We start from the raw sequence: 16,403 nt of genomic DNA on the forward strand, positions 1-16,403 counted from the left end.
CAAGCTGGTGCGCAGCTAACGCGGTGGCGCGACCGTTCCTGAGCGCTTCAAAGGGTTTGGCGGGCGGCGAGTATAAATATAGAACCCGATGGTCTAGTATTGACACCATGTCCAGCTCGCCCCCCCTCAAGTCCAAGGCCAAGAGCAACGGCCCCGGACGGCCCAAGGATCTTGGGAAACGCGCCGCCATCCTGGGCGCTGCCCGCACCATGTTCATGGAGCAGGGGTATGCCGGTGTCAGCATGGATGGCATCGCCGCGCAGGCGGGCGTGTCAAAGCTCACGGTCTACAGTCATTTTGGCGACAAGGAGAGCCTGTTTTCCGAGGCGATCCGTGCGCAATGCCAGCACATGATGCCGGACGACCTGTTCGACCACGCCCCCAAGGGCGCGCTGCGCGATCAGCTGATCGAAATCGCCGACGCCTTCTTCGCCATGGTCAGCACCGACTCGGCCATTGCCACCCACCGCATGATGATGGCGCCCGGCACCGGCGACGTACATGTGCGCGAGATGTTCTGGGACGCCGGCCCCAAGCGAACCCAGCAGGCGCTGGCCCATTTCCTATCCGCACGCGTGGCCGATGGCCAGCTGAAGATCGACGATGTGGCGCGTGCGGCCTCGCAGTTCTTCTGCCTGCTCAAGGGCGAGCTGTATGCGCTGATGATGTGCGGCCTGCATGGCCAGCCCACCCGCGCGCAGGTGGACGAGCACCTGCAGGCCAGCGTGGATTTCTTTTTGAGGGCGTATGCGCCGCGCTGACCGCCCCCGGCCTTTGGTGGCGATGACTTCCGGCACTGCGCCGTTTGGCGGCGCGCAGCGATGCTAGATGCGCCAGTTGCCCCGTGCACCGGTAAAATGCCTGCCCCACCGCGTTGGATAACCGCACCATGACGATCGATTTCTCCCAGGCCCGCGAAAAGATGGTCGAACAGCAGATCCGGCCGTGGGACGTGCTGGACCTGCGCGTGCTCGAGGTGCTGGCGCGCCTGCCGCGCGAAGCCTTCGTGCCCGAGGCCTACAAGACCCTGGCCTATGTCGACGTGGAAATCCCGCTGTCGGCCGGCCACAAGATGATGAAGCCGGTGGTGGAAGGCCGCATGTTGCAGGCGCTGGATCTGCAGCCGGGCGAAGACGTGCTGGAAATCGGCACCGGCAGCGGGTTTTCCACCGCCTGCCTGGCCGCGCTGGCCCGCGAAGTGCTGAGCCTGGAGATCGACCCGGCATTGGCCGCCGCTGCACGCGCCAATCTGGACAGCAGCGGCCTGGGCAGCAACGTGCGGATCGAGACCGCCGACGTGTTCGGCTGGCAGAGCGAGCGCCGCTTCGACGCCATCTGTGTGACCGGCGCGGTCGAGTCGCTGCCGACGCAATGGCTGCAGTGGCTGCGCCCGAACGGTCGGCTGTTCGTGGTGCGTGGTCACGATCCGGTGATGGAAGCGGTCCTGGTCCGTGGCGACGTCAACGCGCCGCGCATCGAATCGTTGTTCGAAACCGACCTCGCCTATCTGCAGGGCGCCGCACCGACGCCCCGATTCCAATTCTGATTCCCAAGGAAGCTTCCCCGATGATCCGCCGATCCCTCGTCCTGGCGCTGGCCGCCGCCCTGTCTCCGATGGCCGCGAACGCCACCGATCTGCTGCAGGTCTACGAAATGGCCCGCAACGGCGATCCGCAGCTGGCAGTGGCCGAGTCCACCCGCCTGGTCAACCGGGAAGGTCAGGTGCAGGCGCGTGCGGCGTTGTTGCCGCAGCTGGATGGTAGCGCTGGCTTCACCCAGTCGCATCGCGAACTGGAAGGCCAGCCGGGGCGCTCCACCACTAAACAACGCCAGTACGCGATTCAGGGTAGCCAGACCATTTTCAATTGGGCGCAGTTCTCCAACCTGCGTGCACAACGCGAAGTGGCCAAGGCGGCAGACTTCACCCTGGAATCGGCCAACAATGATCTGATCACGCGGACCTCGGCGGCATATTTCCAGGTGCTGGTCGGCATTGAGTCGCTGGCGGCAGCCGAGACCAACGAAGCGGCGGCCAAAAAGCAGTTCGACTACGCCGACAAGCGTCTGGAAGTGGGCCTGGCACCGATCACCGACGTGCACGAAGCGCGTGCTCAGTATGACCAGGCGCGCGCCGACACCATCAATGCCCGCAATACGCTCAAGGATTACTACCAGGCACTGACCGAGCTTACCGGCCAGCCCGTCGTCGGCTTGCGCGCGTTGCCGGAAGAATTCCGCCCGGAAGTACCTGCTGCCTACAGCAATGTGGATCAGTTGGTCTCCACTGCCATCGCCGATAACCCGGCGTTGAAGGCGCAGCAGCTGCAGGTCAGTGCCGCCGAGGCGCAGGTTAGTGCCGCGCGCGCTGGCCACCTCCCGACACTGAACCTGTCCGGCAGCATGGGACGAACCAATAGCTGGGGCGGTGCCACCGATATCGATACAGCTGCCGGCAACTTCACGACCAATAATCGCAACATTGATACCGATTCGATCGGCATCACGCTGTCGATTCCGATCTTCGCTGGCGGTGCCACCCAGTCGGCCGTGCGTCAGGCGCTGTCGCAGCGCGATATCCAGCAGGACACCTACGAGCAGCAGAAGCGCGCGCTGGATCGCAACACGCGCAATGCCTACCAGACCGTGGTCGCCGGCATCAGCGAAGTGGAAGCACGCCGCCTGGCCGTGGTCTCCGCACAGGCCGCATACGACGCCTCGCAGGTGGGCCTGGAAGTCGGTACGCGCACCGTGCTGGACGTGGTGCAGAACCAGCGCACCTTGTTCCAGGCGCAGTTGAACTATGCGCAGTCGCGCTACAACTTCCTGCAGAACCGTCTGCTGCTGGGCCAGGCGATCGGCAAGCTCGACATCACCGACCTGCAGGACGTGAACCGCCTGCTGTCGCAGGATGCCGAGTCCAAGCTGCAGGGCAGTGGCTCGCTGCAGTAATGCAGGCGGATAGGTAACTAAAAAGGCGGGCGCAGGCCCGCCTTTTTTATGTCCGATGCACACGCGTACCTGGCTGCGTGCGATCCCTGCGATAACTGCGGCATTAGCAGCTGATCTGCGACTTGGCTGCAGGGCCCTTGCCCGCCCACCATCGCGGGACACGCTGCAAGTACGTCCCTGTAAGCTCTTACGCGGCCTCCATGCCGCGTCAGGTCCCGCGACAGTGAACGGGCAAGGACCAGTCAAGGTGGTCGGTGTGCAGGTTTGCAAGCAATTTCAACAAAGCAACCGGCGAACTCTCTGCTGCGGTGTCCTCGCCGGTTGCGGGACCGTGCGGCGGCATGGATGCCGCCACCGAGCCTCCACGGTCGGATTCACGGCATGTCCCGCGAGCGGCGAGGACACCGCACGCTGGAACAATGCGGCTTGAGACTCTCCAGATGACGCTCAAAGCGGCTGATAACACGACTGCGCGATCGCCACGTCCTGTTGGCACTCCAAGCTCGTTGGATGACGCGCATTAGCGTGACTGCGGCAGGATCACTGCTACGCTGCAGTGCAGGCGCAGTGACATTCTCAGGACGCCGCGCCCTCGCTCACCACCGGCGGCAGGTCCGGCGCGATCTGCACCAGCGTCCGCGCCACCGCGCCCTTGCCATTGGCGACCAAGGCGAGCCCTGCCGCGGCCATCGCCTCGCGCTGGGCAGGGTCGCCGAGCAGGCGCGCAAGATCGTGGTAGACGCTGTCGGCATCGTCGCAAATGGCCACCGCATCGGCCTCGCGCATGCGCCGCGAAATCTCCGAGAAATTGTGCAGATGTGGGCCGGTGACTGCCGGCGTGCCGACTGCTGCCGGTTCGAGCAGATTGTGCCCGCCGATCGGCTGCAGGCTGCCGCCGACGAAGGCGACCTGCGCGCAGGCGTAGAAGCTCATCAGCTCGCCCAGGGTATCGATGACAAACACCTTGTCGCGCGCCTGCGGCCATTGCTGGCTCTTGCGTGTGGACACGGCCCAGCCACGCTCGCGCGCCACGGCCTCGACCTTGGGAAAGCGCTCCGGGTGGCGCGGCGCCCATAACATCAGCAGGTCAGGAAACTGCAGCAGCAGGCGCGCATGGATGTCGGCCACGGCCGCTTCCTCGCCTTCGTGCGTGCTGGCGGCAATCCACACCGGCCGCGTTGCCGGCACATGCGTGCGGAACTGTGCGACCAGGGCCTGCAACTGCGCAGGTGCGGCGATATCGAATTTGAGATTGCCCAGTGCGATCACCTGGTCGGGCCGCGCACCCAGCGTGATGAAGCGTTCGGCATCGTCGTGCGACTGCGCCGCCACGCAGATGACGCTGCGCAGCGCGCGGCTGATCAACGGCGCCAGCAGGCGATAGCCACGCAGCGAGCGCGCCGACAGCCGCGCATTGAGGATGTACACCGGAATCCTGCGGTCGCGGCAGCCGAACAACATGTTCGGCCACAGTTCGGTTTCCAGGATCAACGCCAGGCGCGGGCGGAAATGCTCCAGGAACCGGCCGACGCTGCCGGGTACGTCGTAGGGCAGATACACGTGGTCCACTGCATCGCCCCAGACCGCGCGCACGCGCTCGGAGCCGGTGGGGGTGATGGTGGTGATGACCCAGCGGATATCCGGACGCTGCGCGCGCAAGGCGTTGACCAGCGGCGCGGCGGCATTGACCTCGCCCACCGACACCGCATGCACCCATACGCGCGGGCGACCGCAGGCATGCGTGTAGGAGGCATAGCGCTCGTTCCAGCGGTTGAAGTATTCGCGCACGCGAAAACCGCGCCACACCAGGTGGTACACCGTCACCGGCAGCAACAGGTACAACAGCGCCGAGTACAGTCCGCGCAACAGCCATTCGATCGGGTCTTTCCGCATCGCTGCAGGATACGGGAGCGTTGCGGCGTGCGCATGTGCACGCCGACGCGCGCGCGTGATCCCTTAGAATTGACGCATGTCCGAACCCGCCAACGTCGCTGTCCGCCCCTCCCTGCGCAACCCCAGGCACTGGCCGATGTATCTGGCCCTTGCCGTCATGGTGATCGCCGGGCGCCTGCCCTGGACACTGCAGCGCGCGCTCGGCCGTGGCGTGGGCTGGATCGCGATGCGCCTGGCCGGCACGCGCCGGCGCGCTGCCGAGGTCAACCTCGCGCTGTGTTTTCCCGAACAGGACGATGCCTGGCGGGCGCGGCTGTTGTGCGACAGTTTCGATGCGCTGGGCGTGGGCCTGTTTGAATTCGCGCGTGCCTGGTGGGGCAGCATCGATGCCATCCGTCCGGGCGTGCAGGTCGAAGGGCTGGAACATCTGCAGCGTCTGCAGGAACAAAAGCGCGGCGTGTTGCTGGTGTCCGGCCACTTCATGACGCTGGAGATGTGCGGGCGGCTGCTATGCGATTACGTGCCGCTGGCCGGCATGTACCGCAGGCATCGCAACCCGGTGTTCGAGTGGGCGGTCAAGCGCGGGCGGCTGCGCTATGCCACGCACATGTTCGCCAACGAGGATCTGCGCGCCACCATCAAGCACCTCAAGCGCGGCGGTTTCCTGTGGTACGCGCCGGATCAGGACATGCGCGGCAAGGACACCGTGTTCGTGCCGTTCTTCGGGCATCCGGCCTCCACCATCACCGCCACCCACCAGTTGGCGCGGCTGACCGGCTGCGCGGTGGTGCCGTACTTCCATCGGCGCGAAGGTGGCCGCTACATCCTCAAGATCGCACCGCCGCTGGCAGACATCCCCTCCGACGATGTGATCGCCGATACCGCGCAGGTCAATGCGGCGATCGAGGACATGGTGCGCGAGGCGCCGGACCAGTACCTGTGGATCCATCGGCGCTTCAAGCGCCAGCCGGGCGGGCGCAGCGAATTTTATCGCTGATGTCGGCGGGCCTCAGGCCTGCGCTGCGTGCAGCCGCAGCAGCGCACGGACGTGCGGCGAGTCAGCGCGGCGGCGGCTGATCTGCGTCGTCGTTGAGCAAGGCACCGGCATACAGGCCGGCCAGCATCAGGCTCAGCCCGCCCCAGAAGCTGGAATAGAACGCCAGATGCGTATTGAGCGGGAACACGGTTGCCACCAGCGCGATCATTGCCGGGCGTGCCTGCGCGCGCGCGGCCGGGCTGGAATAGCGCCACGCGCGCCAGGCCTGGGCCGCACCGGCCAGCCACAGCAGCAAACCGATCACCCCGGTTTCGGCCAGGATTTCCAGCACGATCTGGTGCGCATGGAAGGCCGGCCCGTCGCCCCATGCCGGCGCCTGCGCGGGGGCCGGATTGCAGGCCGGATACGCCTGCCGAAATCCGCGTGCGCCCACGCCATTGAGCGGATGCGCGCGGATCATGCATAGCGCCGCGCCCCAGATCTGCGCACGCCCGGACAGGGCCTGGTCGACGCCCTGCTCGCCATCGCTAAAGGCCAGGGCGGTGCGCTGGATCCGCTCGCGCGCCTGCGGCGCCACCGCCACCACGCCGGCCGCCAGCAGCGCGCCGATCAGCGCCACTCCCAGCAGACGACGGCCACCCAGCAACTGCCAGCCGGACAGCAGCACGATCACGCCGTAGGTGATCCACGACGCCCGCGAACCGGCCAGCACCAACACCACCCCGACCGCCGCCGCAGCGCCTGCCCAGGCCCAGGCATGGCGCCGGCCAAGCGCCAGCAACAGGAAGGGCGACAGGCTGGCCAGGGTCTGGCCGAACTTGAGGTTGCACGGCCCCAGCACGCCGCTGAGGCGGTCGACCAGGGCCAGCTCCTGCGGCGTGCACAGGCCATGCCCGCTGATCAGCTGCTTGATCTGATCCAGGCCGAAGAACAACGGGCTGTTGCCGAACGCGGCCTGCAGCAGCGCATCCAGCGTCCACACCGCGCCGATCACTGCCAAGCCGGTGAAGGTGCGCCGACGCCGCTGCGCATTGGCCACCGCGATCGCGCACAACCACATGAAAGGCAGATAGCGCAGATCGGTGGCCGACTTGCGCAGCGCGCGGCCCACGTCCACCGCATCGAACGCCGACAGCATCTGCGGCAACCAGTACGCGAAGAACAACACGCTGGTCAGCGCCCAGGCCGCACCGCTGAGCAGCCGGGTGCCGCCGCGGAACCGCGCGTGCAACAGGCGATACGCCGCAAACAGCGCGCCCAGCGACAACACCGTCTCGGCCAGCCCGGGCGTGGGCCACAGGGCCACGAACAAGATCACCCACAGCGGCGCCCAGCGACCGGCATCGGGCGTCAGCACGGACGCGGGAGGGATGGCCTCAGCGGCGGAGTTCGTCATAGACCTTCAGGGTGGCCGCTTGCATGGCCTGCAACGTATAGGGAAGCACGGCGGGCGCTGTCGGCGCCTGCTGCAGCAAATGAAGCGCCTGGGTGCGCAAGGCAGCGGCATCGAAGGCCGGTACCGCGCCGCCGGGTTGCAATTCGGCCAGCAGCTCGCCGACGCCGCCATGCGCCCACCCCAGCACTGGCCGGCCTACCGACAAGGCCTCCACCACGGTGCGGCCGAAGGCCTCGGGTTTGCGCGACAGCTGCAGCACCAGATCGCTGGCGGCATAGGCCTCGGCGATGCGTGCGGTGGGTTCGGTGAAGGCGACCGCCTCGGCCACGCCCAGTCTGGTGGCCTCGGCTTCCAGCTCGCGCAGATAGGCCTGGCGGCCCGGCTCGCGCGCGCCCGGCAGCCACAACCAGGCCGGCACGCCGGCAGCGCGCACGTCGGCAAGCAGTTGCAGACCGTCGGTGTGCCCCTTCAGACGGGTGCCGCGCCCGGGCAGCAGCAGCAGTGGTGCATCGGCCGGCAAGCCGGGCAGCATGCTCTGTGCCCAGGTGCGCGCGTGGCGATCCGGACGCGGGCGACGCGGAAACTGCGCGATATCGACACCGCGCGGTATCGTGCGCAAGCGCGCGCTGTCGGTCTGAGGATAGTGCGTGCAGACGTACTCGCGCACCGTCTGCGACACGCAGATCACCCGCTCGCCGTAGGTCATCACCGCGCTATAGCGGCTGGGCGAGTTGAGCCCGTGCACGGTGGTGACAAAGCGCGGCCGCGTGGCTGGCGGCATGCCGCGCAACGCGTACCAGCCCAGCCAGGCTGGCAGGCGCGAACGCGCATGCACGATGTCGGCGCCCAGTTCGGCGAACAGCCGGCGCAGGCCGATCACGTGGCGCAAGGTCAGCAGCGACTTGCGCCCGATGTCCAGGGTGAGATGTTCGCCACCCGACTCCAGCAGCGGCTGGACCAGGCGACCGCCGGCCGACACCACCACCGCGCGGTGGCCGGCGCGCACCAGCGCGGCGGCGATTTCCAGGGTGGAGCGCTCGACGCCGCCGGACTGCAGCGCCGGCAGCAGTTGCACCACGGTCAGGCGGTGCATCCGGCCAGGATCAGTCGGCGAGCACGAACAGCGCGCCGCAATACGGGCACTTGGCTTCGCAGTTGGGCTCGTCTTCGATCGGCAGGTACACGCGCGGATGCGAGTTCCACAACGCCATCTGCGGCGTCGGGCAGCTCAGCGGCAGATCGCTGCGATGCACGGTGTAGCGCGATTCGGCATTGGCGGGCGCGGTGGCGGTCTGGCTCATGGCGGCACGATCGTAAAGGCAAGGCAGAGCGCGGATTCTAGCAGCCTGCGTGGTGATCGGCCCATTGAGCGGGCGACGCCGGTTTGGGTGGAGATGGTCTCGGCGCCAGCGCGGGCGCCGGCAACCTTGAGAGATGCGGCAGGTCCGGCAGCGCCAGACCACCCCACACGGACATCGCGCTTATCATCGCCTGACCATGGCGCACCGCCCCGTGCCTGCGCCCCGTGTCCGGATCGCACGCAGCACTCGGCCGGACCTGCCCTGCGGTATCGCACCCAAGGAGACATCGCCACGTGACCTCGTCTGTTGTGCTGTTGCACCCGCGTGAGCTGTGGCTCCGGCTGGTTGTCGCCCTGGGCTGCGCCGCGCCGCTGTCGGTGAGCGCGGCGATTGAGTTTTCGACCTCGTTCGAGCCCGGACAGCCGTTGCCGGTGAGCGCGGCGGCAGGCGATGTGCAGATTGCCATCGGCACCGGCCCGGCCGCGCCGTATGCGGCCAAGCCCAACGCCGGCTACAGCGGTGCGCATGCATTGCGGTATCAAAGTCATGCCGCTGGTGGGCGGCGCACCCTGTTTACCGCCGATGTGCCGATCAGTGCCGATACGACGCTGTCGTGGCTGGTATTGCCGGAGAGTGTGGGCGGCGAGCATGTGGCATCGACCTATGTGTCCCTGGATCTGCTGCTGGACGACGGCACGCGCGTGTCTGCCAGCGCTGCGCGGGATCAGCATGGCGTCGCGCTGGCTGCGCAGGCGCAAGGCGACTCGAAGACGCTGTATCCGCAGCAATGGGCGCGCAAGGCGGTGCGGCTAGGCGACGTGCCCGGCCTGCGTGGCCGCCGTGTGCGTGCGATCGAGCTGGACGTTGCGCCGCCCGCAGGCGCGACCAGTGCCGGTTGGATCGACGATATCGCGCTTGCCGAGGTACCGTTGACGCCGGCAACGCGTCCGTCGGATTGGGTGCTGACCACGCGCGGCACGCAGTCCAATGGCACGTTCTCGCGCGGCAATAATTTCCCTGCAACGGCCGTGCCGCATGGCTTCAACTTCTGGACGCCGGTGACCGATGCGGGCACGCTGACCTGGCTGTATCGCTGGAACGAACACAACGATGCGGACAATCGCCCGCGCCTGCAGGCGTTGTCGCTCAGCCATCAGCCCAGCCCGTGGATGGGCGACCGCCAGACCTTTCAGGTGATGCCGTCGTTGGCCGCCGGCGTGCCGCCAGCCGATCGCAAACAACGTGCGCTGGCGTTTTCGCATGCCAATGAAACTGCGCGTCCCTATCGCTACGCGCTGCAGTTGGATAACGGGATCCAGGCCGAGATCGCACCGACCGACCATGCCGCGCTGTTCCGCTTTCGCTTTCCGGCGCAGGGCGATGCCAATCTGGTGTTCGACAATGTGGACGCGCGCGGCACGCTGCGCCTGGATGCAGCAACACAGACGCTCTCCGGCTACACCGATGTGCGTAGCGGACTATCGACCGGCGCCACGCGCATGTATGTCTATGCCAGCTTCGACACGCCGTGGAAAACCAGCGGCCTGAGCGACACCGGCCGGCCCACCGGCTGGATCAAGTTCGATCCAGGCAGCACCCGGCAGGTGCAGATGCGTATTGCCACCTCGCTGATCTCGCTGGATCAGGCCAGGCACAACCTGGCCCTGGAAATCGCGCCGCAGGCAACATTCGAGCAGGTTGCCACGCGTGCGCAGGACGCCTGGGATGCGTTGCTGGGACGCCTGAAGGTGCCCGATGCCACCGCCGACCAGAAGACCACGCTGTACTCCAACCTGTACCGCCTGCACCTGTATCCCAACTCCGGCCACGAGAACGTCGGCAGCGCCAGCGCACCGGACTGGCGTTACGCCAGCCAGAGCAGCTGGTCGGACGACAACATCGATGCCAGCGCGGTGCGCAGCTTTGCACCGATCCGCGATGGCCGGGTCTATGTCAACAACGGCTTGTGGGACACCTTTCGCACCGCGTGGCCGGCGTACGCCTTGTTCGCCCCCGACGATGCCGGTGCGCTGGTGCAAGGCTTTCTGGAGCAGTCGCGCGCGGGCGGCTGGGTGGCGCGCTGGTCGTCGCCCGGCTATGCCGATCTGATGGTCGGCACCAGTTCCGACGTGGCCTTTGCCGATGCCTGGCTCAAGGGCGTGCAGGGCTTCGATCCGCTCGAGGCGTATGTTGCCGCACGCAAGAACGCCACCGTGGTGGCGCCCGACAGGCATGTCGGCCGCAAGGGCATGGCGCGTTCCACCTTTCGCGGTTATGCCGATACCGACACCCACGAAGGCATGTCGTGGTCGATGGAAGGCGCGCTCAACGACTTCGGTATCGCCAACATGGCCGATGCGCTGGCCACACAGGCGAAAACAGCCACGGCGCGCGAGCGTTACGCGACTGAGGCTTTGTATTTCCGTCACCGCGCGGCGGGCTATTCGGCATTGTTCGATCCGGCGATCGGGTTCTTCCAGGGCCGCACCCCGGACGGCAACTGGCGCGTGGACGCGGCACGGTACGATCCGCGTGTCTGGGGCCACGATTACACCGAGTCCAGCGGCTGGACGTTTGCGTTCACCGCACCGCACGATGGGCAAGGCCTGGCCGCGTTGTATGGAGGACGCGCCGGTCTGGCAGCGAAGCTGGATACGTTCTTCGCCACCCCCGAGACCGCCGAGGCCAGGTTCGCCGGCTCTTACGGCTCCACCATTCACGAGATGACCGAAGCGCGCGACGTGCGCATGGGCATGTACGCGCACAGCAACCAGACCGCGCACCATATCCCGTGGATGTACCTGTACGCCGGGCAGCCGTGGAAGACGCAACGCCTGACCCGCGAGATCCTGGCGCGCCTGTACCTGGGCAGCGAGATCGGCCAGGGCTACCCCGGCGATGAGGACAATGGCGAAATGTCGGCGTGGTATCTGTTCGCAGCAATGGGGCTGTATCCGTTGCGCATGGGCACGCCGGAGTATGTGATCGGCTCGCCGCTGTTCAAGCACGCCAGCCTGCGCTTGCCCAACGGCGGGACGCTGACGGTCAATGCGCCGCAGAATTCGCCGCAAAACGTCTACGTGCAATCGCTCAAGGTCAACGGCAAGCCCTGGCGCAAGACCTGGTTGCCGCATGCAGACATCGCTGATGGTGCGACGCTGGACTTCGTCATGGGGCCGACGCCCTCGCGCTGGGGTACCGGGCCGGACGATGCGCCGCCATCGCTGACGCCTGCGGGTGAACGCCCTGCCCCGTTGCGCGATGTGCTCGGAGACACGGCGCGCATCACCCTGCCCGATGGAGCCGATGTCGCGGCGCTGCATGACGACGATGCGGGGACGGTCGCTGCAGTTGCATCGGCATCGGCACTGACGTTCAGCGGCATGGCGCGCGGCACGCCGACGCTTTACACACTGACCAGCGGCAACGCGGCGATTGCTGCAAGCGGATGGACGCTGGAAGCGCGTATGGCAGATGGTGTGTGGAAGGTGGTCGATCAGCGCCGCGAGGAAACGTTTGACTGGCCATTGCAGACGCGGCCGTTTCGCATTGCTGCACCTGGTGCGTATGAAGAGTATCGGCTGCGATTCAGCGCACCTGCGAAACTGCAGCTTGCGGAGATCGAGTTGTTAGGGGTGGAGCCTGCGGTGCGTTGAGGCGCCGGTCTCGCATCGCTGGTCGCGCTGCTTTCTGCAGGCAGGTGACTGCAGGATGCAGGCACCTGCTCACGCAATTGACGGAATTGCACGGGGCTACCGGAGCGGGGTTTCGCTGCAACGTCAGCAGCGCTGGTGAGCCGTACCCTTCCCCCCAACCCCCGCTCCGCGCCCCGGCCCGCGCTTGCGGCGCGGGCGCTTCAAGGCACGCGTGCCAGTAGCGCGCAAGCAGTGCCTTGTCGCCCCGATGGGAGAGGGGCGTTGGCGCGGCACGTGGGGTGCCGCTAGCGATCGGTCTTTGATGTTTTCCCGGTGGGGGGATCTCAACCGCTATTTTTTTCGCTGGCGTTCTTCTCGGCATCGCGCTGCCGGCGGATCTGCGCATCCACCGCTGCGATCGCGGTCATGTTCATCACCCGGCGCGAGGTGGCGCTGGTGGTGAGGATGTGCACCGGCTTGGAGATGCCCATCAGGATCGGGCCGATCGCCACGCCGTCGGTGAACACGCGCACCAGGTTATAGGCGATGTTGGCCGCCTCCAGGTTCGGCAGCACGAACAGGTTGGCGCGGCCCTTGAGCGTGCTGTTGGGCATGATCTGCTTGCGCAGCGCCTCGTCCCAGGCGGTGTCGCCCTGCATTTCGCCGTCGATGTTGAGCTCGGGCTTGCGCTTGAGCAGGGCTTCGCGCACTTGGCGCATCTTCAGCGCATCGCGCGAGTCGTGGCTGCCGAAGTTGGAGTGCGACAGCAGCGCGATATTGGGCTCGATGCCGAACAGCTTCAGGCGGTACGCAGCCTGCAGCGTCGCTTCGACCACCTGCTCCACGGTCGGGTCTTCCTGCACGTGCGTGTCCAGGAAGAAGAACACGCCCAGCTGGTTGATCACGCCGGTCATCGCCGAGGTGGAGCTCACCCGCGGCTCCAGCGGAATCACGCTGCGTGCGTAGCCCAGCTTCTTGTGGAAGCGGCCGACCACGCCGGACAGCATCGCATCGGCTTCGCCACGCGCCACCATCACCGCCGCGATCAGGGTCGGACGCGAGCGCATCAGTTCCTTGGCGGCGGTGACGGTCACGCCGCGACGCTCGGTGAGCGCGTGGTAGTACTGCCAGTATTCGTTGAAGCGGGGATCGTCGAGGATGTTGGTGATCTCGAAATCCACCCCGGCGGTCAGACGCAGGCCCATGCGCTCGATGCGCGCCTCGATGACGTCCGGGCGGCCGATCAGGATGGGGAACGCCAGGCCTTCGTCGACCACGTTCTGCACTGCGCGCAGCACCACTTCCTCTTCGCCCTCGGCATACACCACGCGCTGCTTGTCGGCGCGCGCGCGGTCATAGACAGGCTTCATCATCAGGCTGGTGCGGTAGACGAACTGGCCGAGCTTGTCGCGATAGGCCTCCATGTCGGTGATCGGGCGCGTGGCCACGCCCGAATCCATCGCCGCCTGCGCAACGGCGGACGACAGCTCCACCAGCAGGCGCGGGTCCAGCGGACGCGGAATCAGGTATTCCGGGCCGAAACTCGGGGTCTCGCCGCCATAGGCCGCGCCCAGGTCGGAGGCTTCGCGCCGCGCCATCGCCGCAATCGCCTTGACGCAGGCGATCTTCATTTCCTCGTTGATGCCGGTGGCACCCACGTCCAGCGCGCCGCGGAACAGATACGGGAAGCACAGCACGTTGTTGATCTGGTTCGGGTAGTCCGAACGGCCGGTGCCGATGATGCAGTCCGGACGCACCGCCTTGGCCGCTTCCGGGGTGATTTCCGGGTTGGGATTGGCCAGCGCGAAGATCACCGGTTGGCGCGCCATGCTGACGACCATCTCCGGCTTGAGGATGCCGGCCGCCGACAGGCCAAGGAAGATATCCGCGCCCTCGACGATCTCGGCCAGGGTGCGCTTGTCGGTGTCGCGCGCATAGCGCTGCTTGTCCGGGTCCAGGTCGGTGCGGCCGGTGTGGATCACACCGTCGCGGTCCAGCGCCAGGATGTTCTCCGGCTTCAGGCCCAGCGAGACCAGCATGTTGACGCAGGAGATACCGGCCGCGCCCATGCCGGTGGTGGCCAGCTTGACCTCTTCGATCTTCTTGCCGGTGACCACCAGCGCGTTGAGCACGGCGGCGCCGACGATGATCGCGGTGCCATGCTGGTCGTCATGGAACACCGGGATGTTCATGCGCTCGCGCAGCTTGCGCTCGACGATGAAGCACTCCGGCGCCTTGATGTCTTCCAGATTGATGCCGCCGAAGGTCGGCTCCAGGCTGGCGATGATGTCGACCAGCTTGTCCGGGTCGTTCTCGTTGATCTCGATGTCAAACACGTCGATGCCGGCGAACTTCTGGAACAGCACGCCCTTGCCTTCCATCACCGGCTTGGAGGCCAGCGGACCGATGTTGCCCAGGCCCAGCACGGCGGTGCCGTTGGTGATCACCGCCACCAGATTGCCGCGCGCAGTGAGCTCGCTGGCCTGGGTGGGTTCCTCGACGATCGCCTCGCAGGCGAAGGCCACGCCCGGCGAATACGCCAGCGACAGATCGCGCTGGGTCAGCATCGGCTTGGTCGCGGTGACCTTGATCTTGCCGGCCGGCTGCTGGCGGTGGTAGTCGAGGGCGGCCTGTTTGAAGTCGTCGTTGGACATCGGCTGTGTGGGTCTCGAAGGCGCAGGAGGGCTGAATTCTACCCTCCTGCCTGAACAAGGGCCTGTCGCGCAGCTGTCGGCGTGGCAGGAAGATCGCAGGCTGCAGCGCGTCGTGCGCGGCGGCCGGTGTGGGCTGGAAGCGGAAACGGCCCTGCACCCCGCCGGCAGCGCCGACGGAATACAGGGCCGTAGGAAGCATCAGCGTGCGCTGATCGGGGCAACGACGTCGGTCGAGGCCACCGGTGCCTGCAGCGGCGGCGAGCCGCCATCCAGCACCAGCTTGAGCTGGTCGCGGTCCAGCGCATTTTCCCAGCGCGACACCACCACGGTGGCGACTGCGTTGCCGATGAAGTTGGTCAGCGAGCGGCACTCGCTCATGAAGCGGTCCACGCCCAGGATCAACGCCATGCCGGCCACCGGCACGTCCGGCACCACCGACAGCGTGGCGGCCAGGGTGATGAAGCCGGCACCGGTCACGCCAGCCGCGCCCTTGGAGCTGAGCATCGCCACCGCCAGCAGGGTGATCTGCTGGCCCAGGCTCAGGTCCACATTGGTGGCCTGGGCGATGAACAATGCGGCCAGGGTCATGTAGATGTTGGTGCCATCCAGATTGAACGAGTAACCGGTCGGCACCACCAGGCCCACCACCGACTTCTCGCAGCCGGCCTTTTCCATCTTTTCCATCAACGACGGCAGTGCCGACTCCGACGAGGAGGTCCCCAGCACCAGCAGCAGTTCGGCCTTGAGGTAGCGAATCAGCTTGAGCACCGAAAAGCCGCACAACCGGCACACGATGCCCAGGATCACCAGCACGAAGAACAGCGAGGTCAGGTAAAACGACCCCACCAGCCAGGCCAGGTTGACCAGCGATTCCACCCCGTACTTGCCGATGGTGAAGGCGATCGCACCGAATGCACCGATCGGCGCGGCCTTCATCAGCATGTGCACCAGGCGGAACACCGGCGCGGTCAGCGCTTCCAGGAAGCTCAGCACCGGGCGGCCACGCTCACCGACCAGCGCCAGCGCGATCCCGAACAGCACCGCCACGAACAGCACCTGCAGGATGTTGCCATCGACGAACGCGCTGACCAGCGTGGCCGGGATGATGTCCATCAGGAAGCCGACCAGGCTCAGCTCGTGCGACTTCTGCACGTAGGTGTTGACCGCGCTCTGGTCCAGCTCGGCCGGGTTGATGTTCATGCCGGCGCCGGGCTGCACCACGTGCGCCACGATCATGCCCACGATCAACGCCAGCGTGGAGAAGAACAGGAAGTAGGTCATCGACTTGGCGAAGACCCGGCCCACCGTCTTGAGGTGGGTCATGCCGGCGATGCCGGTGACGATGGTCAGGAAGATCACCGGGGCGATGATCATCTTCACCAGCTTGATGAAGGCATCGCCCAGCGGCTTCAGGCTTTCGGCGAAGGCCGGCTCGAAGTGGCCCAGCAGGGCACCCAGGACGATCGCCACCACCACCTGGAAATACAGCTGACGGTAAAACGGGACGGGCGCCGGCAAGGGGCCGGCAGGCTTGCTGATGTGCATGACGCCACTCCGAGGGAACATAGAGGGTGCCTG

General features: G+C 66.5%; 11 protein-coding genes. 5 read left to right on the plus strand and 6 right to left on the minus strand.

Features of this window, described 5'->3' with window-relative positions; genetic code table 11:
- Positions 1–107: 107 nt before the first annotated feature.
- From ABQY74_RS16230 to ABQY74_RS16240, 3 genes are all read left to right on the plus strand, one after another.
- On the plus strand, positions 108–761 hold the full coding sequence (locus tag ABQY74_RS16230) for a TetR/AcrR family transcriptional regulator (RefSeq protein WP_102253463.1): 654 nt from the start codon (positions 108–110) through the stop codon (positions 759–761).
- Positions 762–889: 128 nt separating this feature from the next.
- Positions 890–1,546 carry a protein-L-isoaspartate O-methyltransferase gene (locus ABQY74_RS16235; RefSeq protein ID WP_024938983.1) on the plus strand — a complete coding sequence of 219 codons (657 nt, stop codon included), beginning with the start codon at positions 890–892 and terminating at the stop codon, positions 1,544–1,546.
- Between the two features lie 20 nt (positions 1,547–1,566).
- On the plus strand, positions 1,567–2,949 hold the full coding sequence (locus ABQY74_RS16240; protein ID WP_039525568.1) for a TolC family outer membrane protein: 1,383 nt from the start codon (positions 1,567–1,569) through the stop codon (positions 2,947–2,949).
- A gap of 576 nt (positions 2,950–3,525) precedes the next feature.
- On the opposite strand, the gene waaA is transcribed toward ABQY74_RS16240, so the two are convergent.
- The gene (waaA, locus tag ABQY74_RS16245; protein WP_349792331.1) at positions 3,526–4,842 is read right to left on the minus strand and encodes a lipid IV(A) 3-deoxy-D-manno-octulosonic acid transferase; all 1,317 of its coding nucleotides are present in this window, start codon (positions 4,840–4,842) and stop codon (positions 3,526–3,528) included.
- A 76-nt stretch (positions 4,843–4,918) separates the two neighbouring features.
- Here waaA and ABQY74_RS16250 point away from each other — a divergent pair, with 76 nt between their 5' ends.
- Positions 4,919–5,839, plus strand: coding sequence for an LpxL/LpxP family Kdo(2)-lipid IV(A) lauroyl/palmitoleoyl acyltransferase (locus ABQY74_RS16250; protein ID WP_349792333.1), 921 nt, complete (start codon positions 4,919–4,921; stop codon positions 5,837–5,839).
- A gap of 61 nt (positions 5,840–5,900) precedes the next feature.
- On the opposite strand, the gene ABQY74_RS16255 is transcribed toward ABQY74_RS16250, so the two are convergent.
- From ABQY74_RS16255 to ABQY74_RS16265, 3 genes are read right to left on the minus strand one after another with little or no spacing between them, the layout of a single operon-like run.
- Positions 5,901–7,235 carry an O-antigen ligase gene (locus ABQY74_RS16255; protein WP_166764564.1) on the minus strand — a complete coding sequence of 445 codons (1,335 nt, stop codon included), beginning with the start codon at positions 7,233–7,235 and terminating at the stop codon, positions 5,901–5,903.
- The gene (locus tag ABQY74_RS16260) at positions 7,216–8,328 is read right to left on the minus strand and encodes a glycosyltransferase (RefSeq protein ID WP_166773182.1); all 1,113 of its coding nucleotides are present in this window, start codon (positions 8,326–8,328) and stop codon (positions 7,216–7,218) included. The genes ABQY74_RS16255 and ABQY74_RS16260 overlap by 20 nt, the downstream gene beginning before the upstream one ends.
- Positions 8,329–8,338: 10 nt before the next feature.
- A complete protein-coding gene (locus ABQY74_RS16265; protein ID WP_016902555.1) occupies positions 8,339–8,536 on the minus strand; it encodes a zinc-finger domain-containing protein in 198 nt (65 codons plus the stop codon).
- 293 nt (positions 8,537–8,829) lie between these two features.
- On the opposite strand from ABQY74_RS16265, the gene ABQY74_RS16270 reads away from it, so the two are divergent.
- Positions 8,830–12,192, plus strand: coding sequence for a GH92 family glycosyl hydrolase (locus ABQY74_RS16270; protein WP_115511552.1), 3,363 nt, complete (start codon positions 8,830–8,832; stop codon positions 12,190–12,192).
- Positions 12,193–12,515: 323 nt separating this feature from the next.
- Here ABQY74_RS16270 and ABQY74_RS16275 read toward each other — a convergent pair whose 3' ends face one another.
- Both ABQY74_RS16275 and ABQY74_RS16280 read right to left on the minus strand, forming a co-directional pair.
- Complete coding sequence (locus ABQY74_RS16275; protein WP_166773180.1) at positions 12,516–14,825, minus strand: NADP-dependent malic enzyme; 2,310 nt, start codon at positions 14,823–14,825, stop codon at positions 12,516–12,518.
- A 198-nt stretch (positions 14,826–15,023) separates the two neighbouring features.
- Complete coding sequence (locus ABQY74_RS16280; protein ID WP_016902552.1) at positions 15,024–16,370, minus strand: dicarboxylate/amino acid:cation symporter; 1,347 nt, start codon at positions 16,368–16,370, stop codon at positions 15,024–15,026.
- Positions 16,371–16,403 lie beyond the last annotated feature (33 nt).

Source organism: Xanthomonas sp. WHRI 7064 (assembly GCF_040202355.2).
GTDB lineage: Bacteria > Pseudomonadota > Gammaproteobacteria > Xanthomonadales > Xanthomonadaceae > Xanthomonas > Xanthomonas arboricola.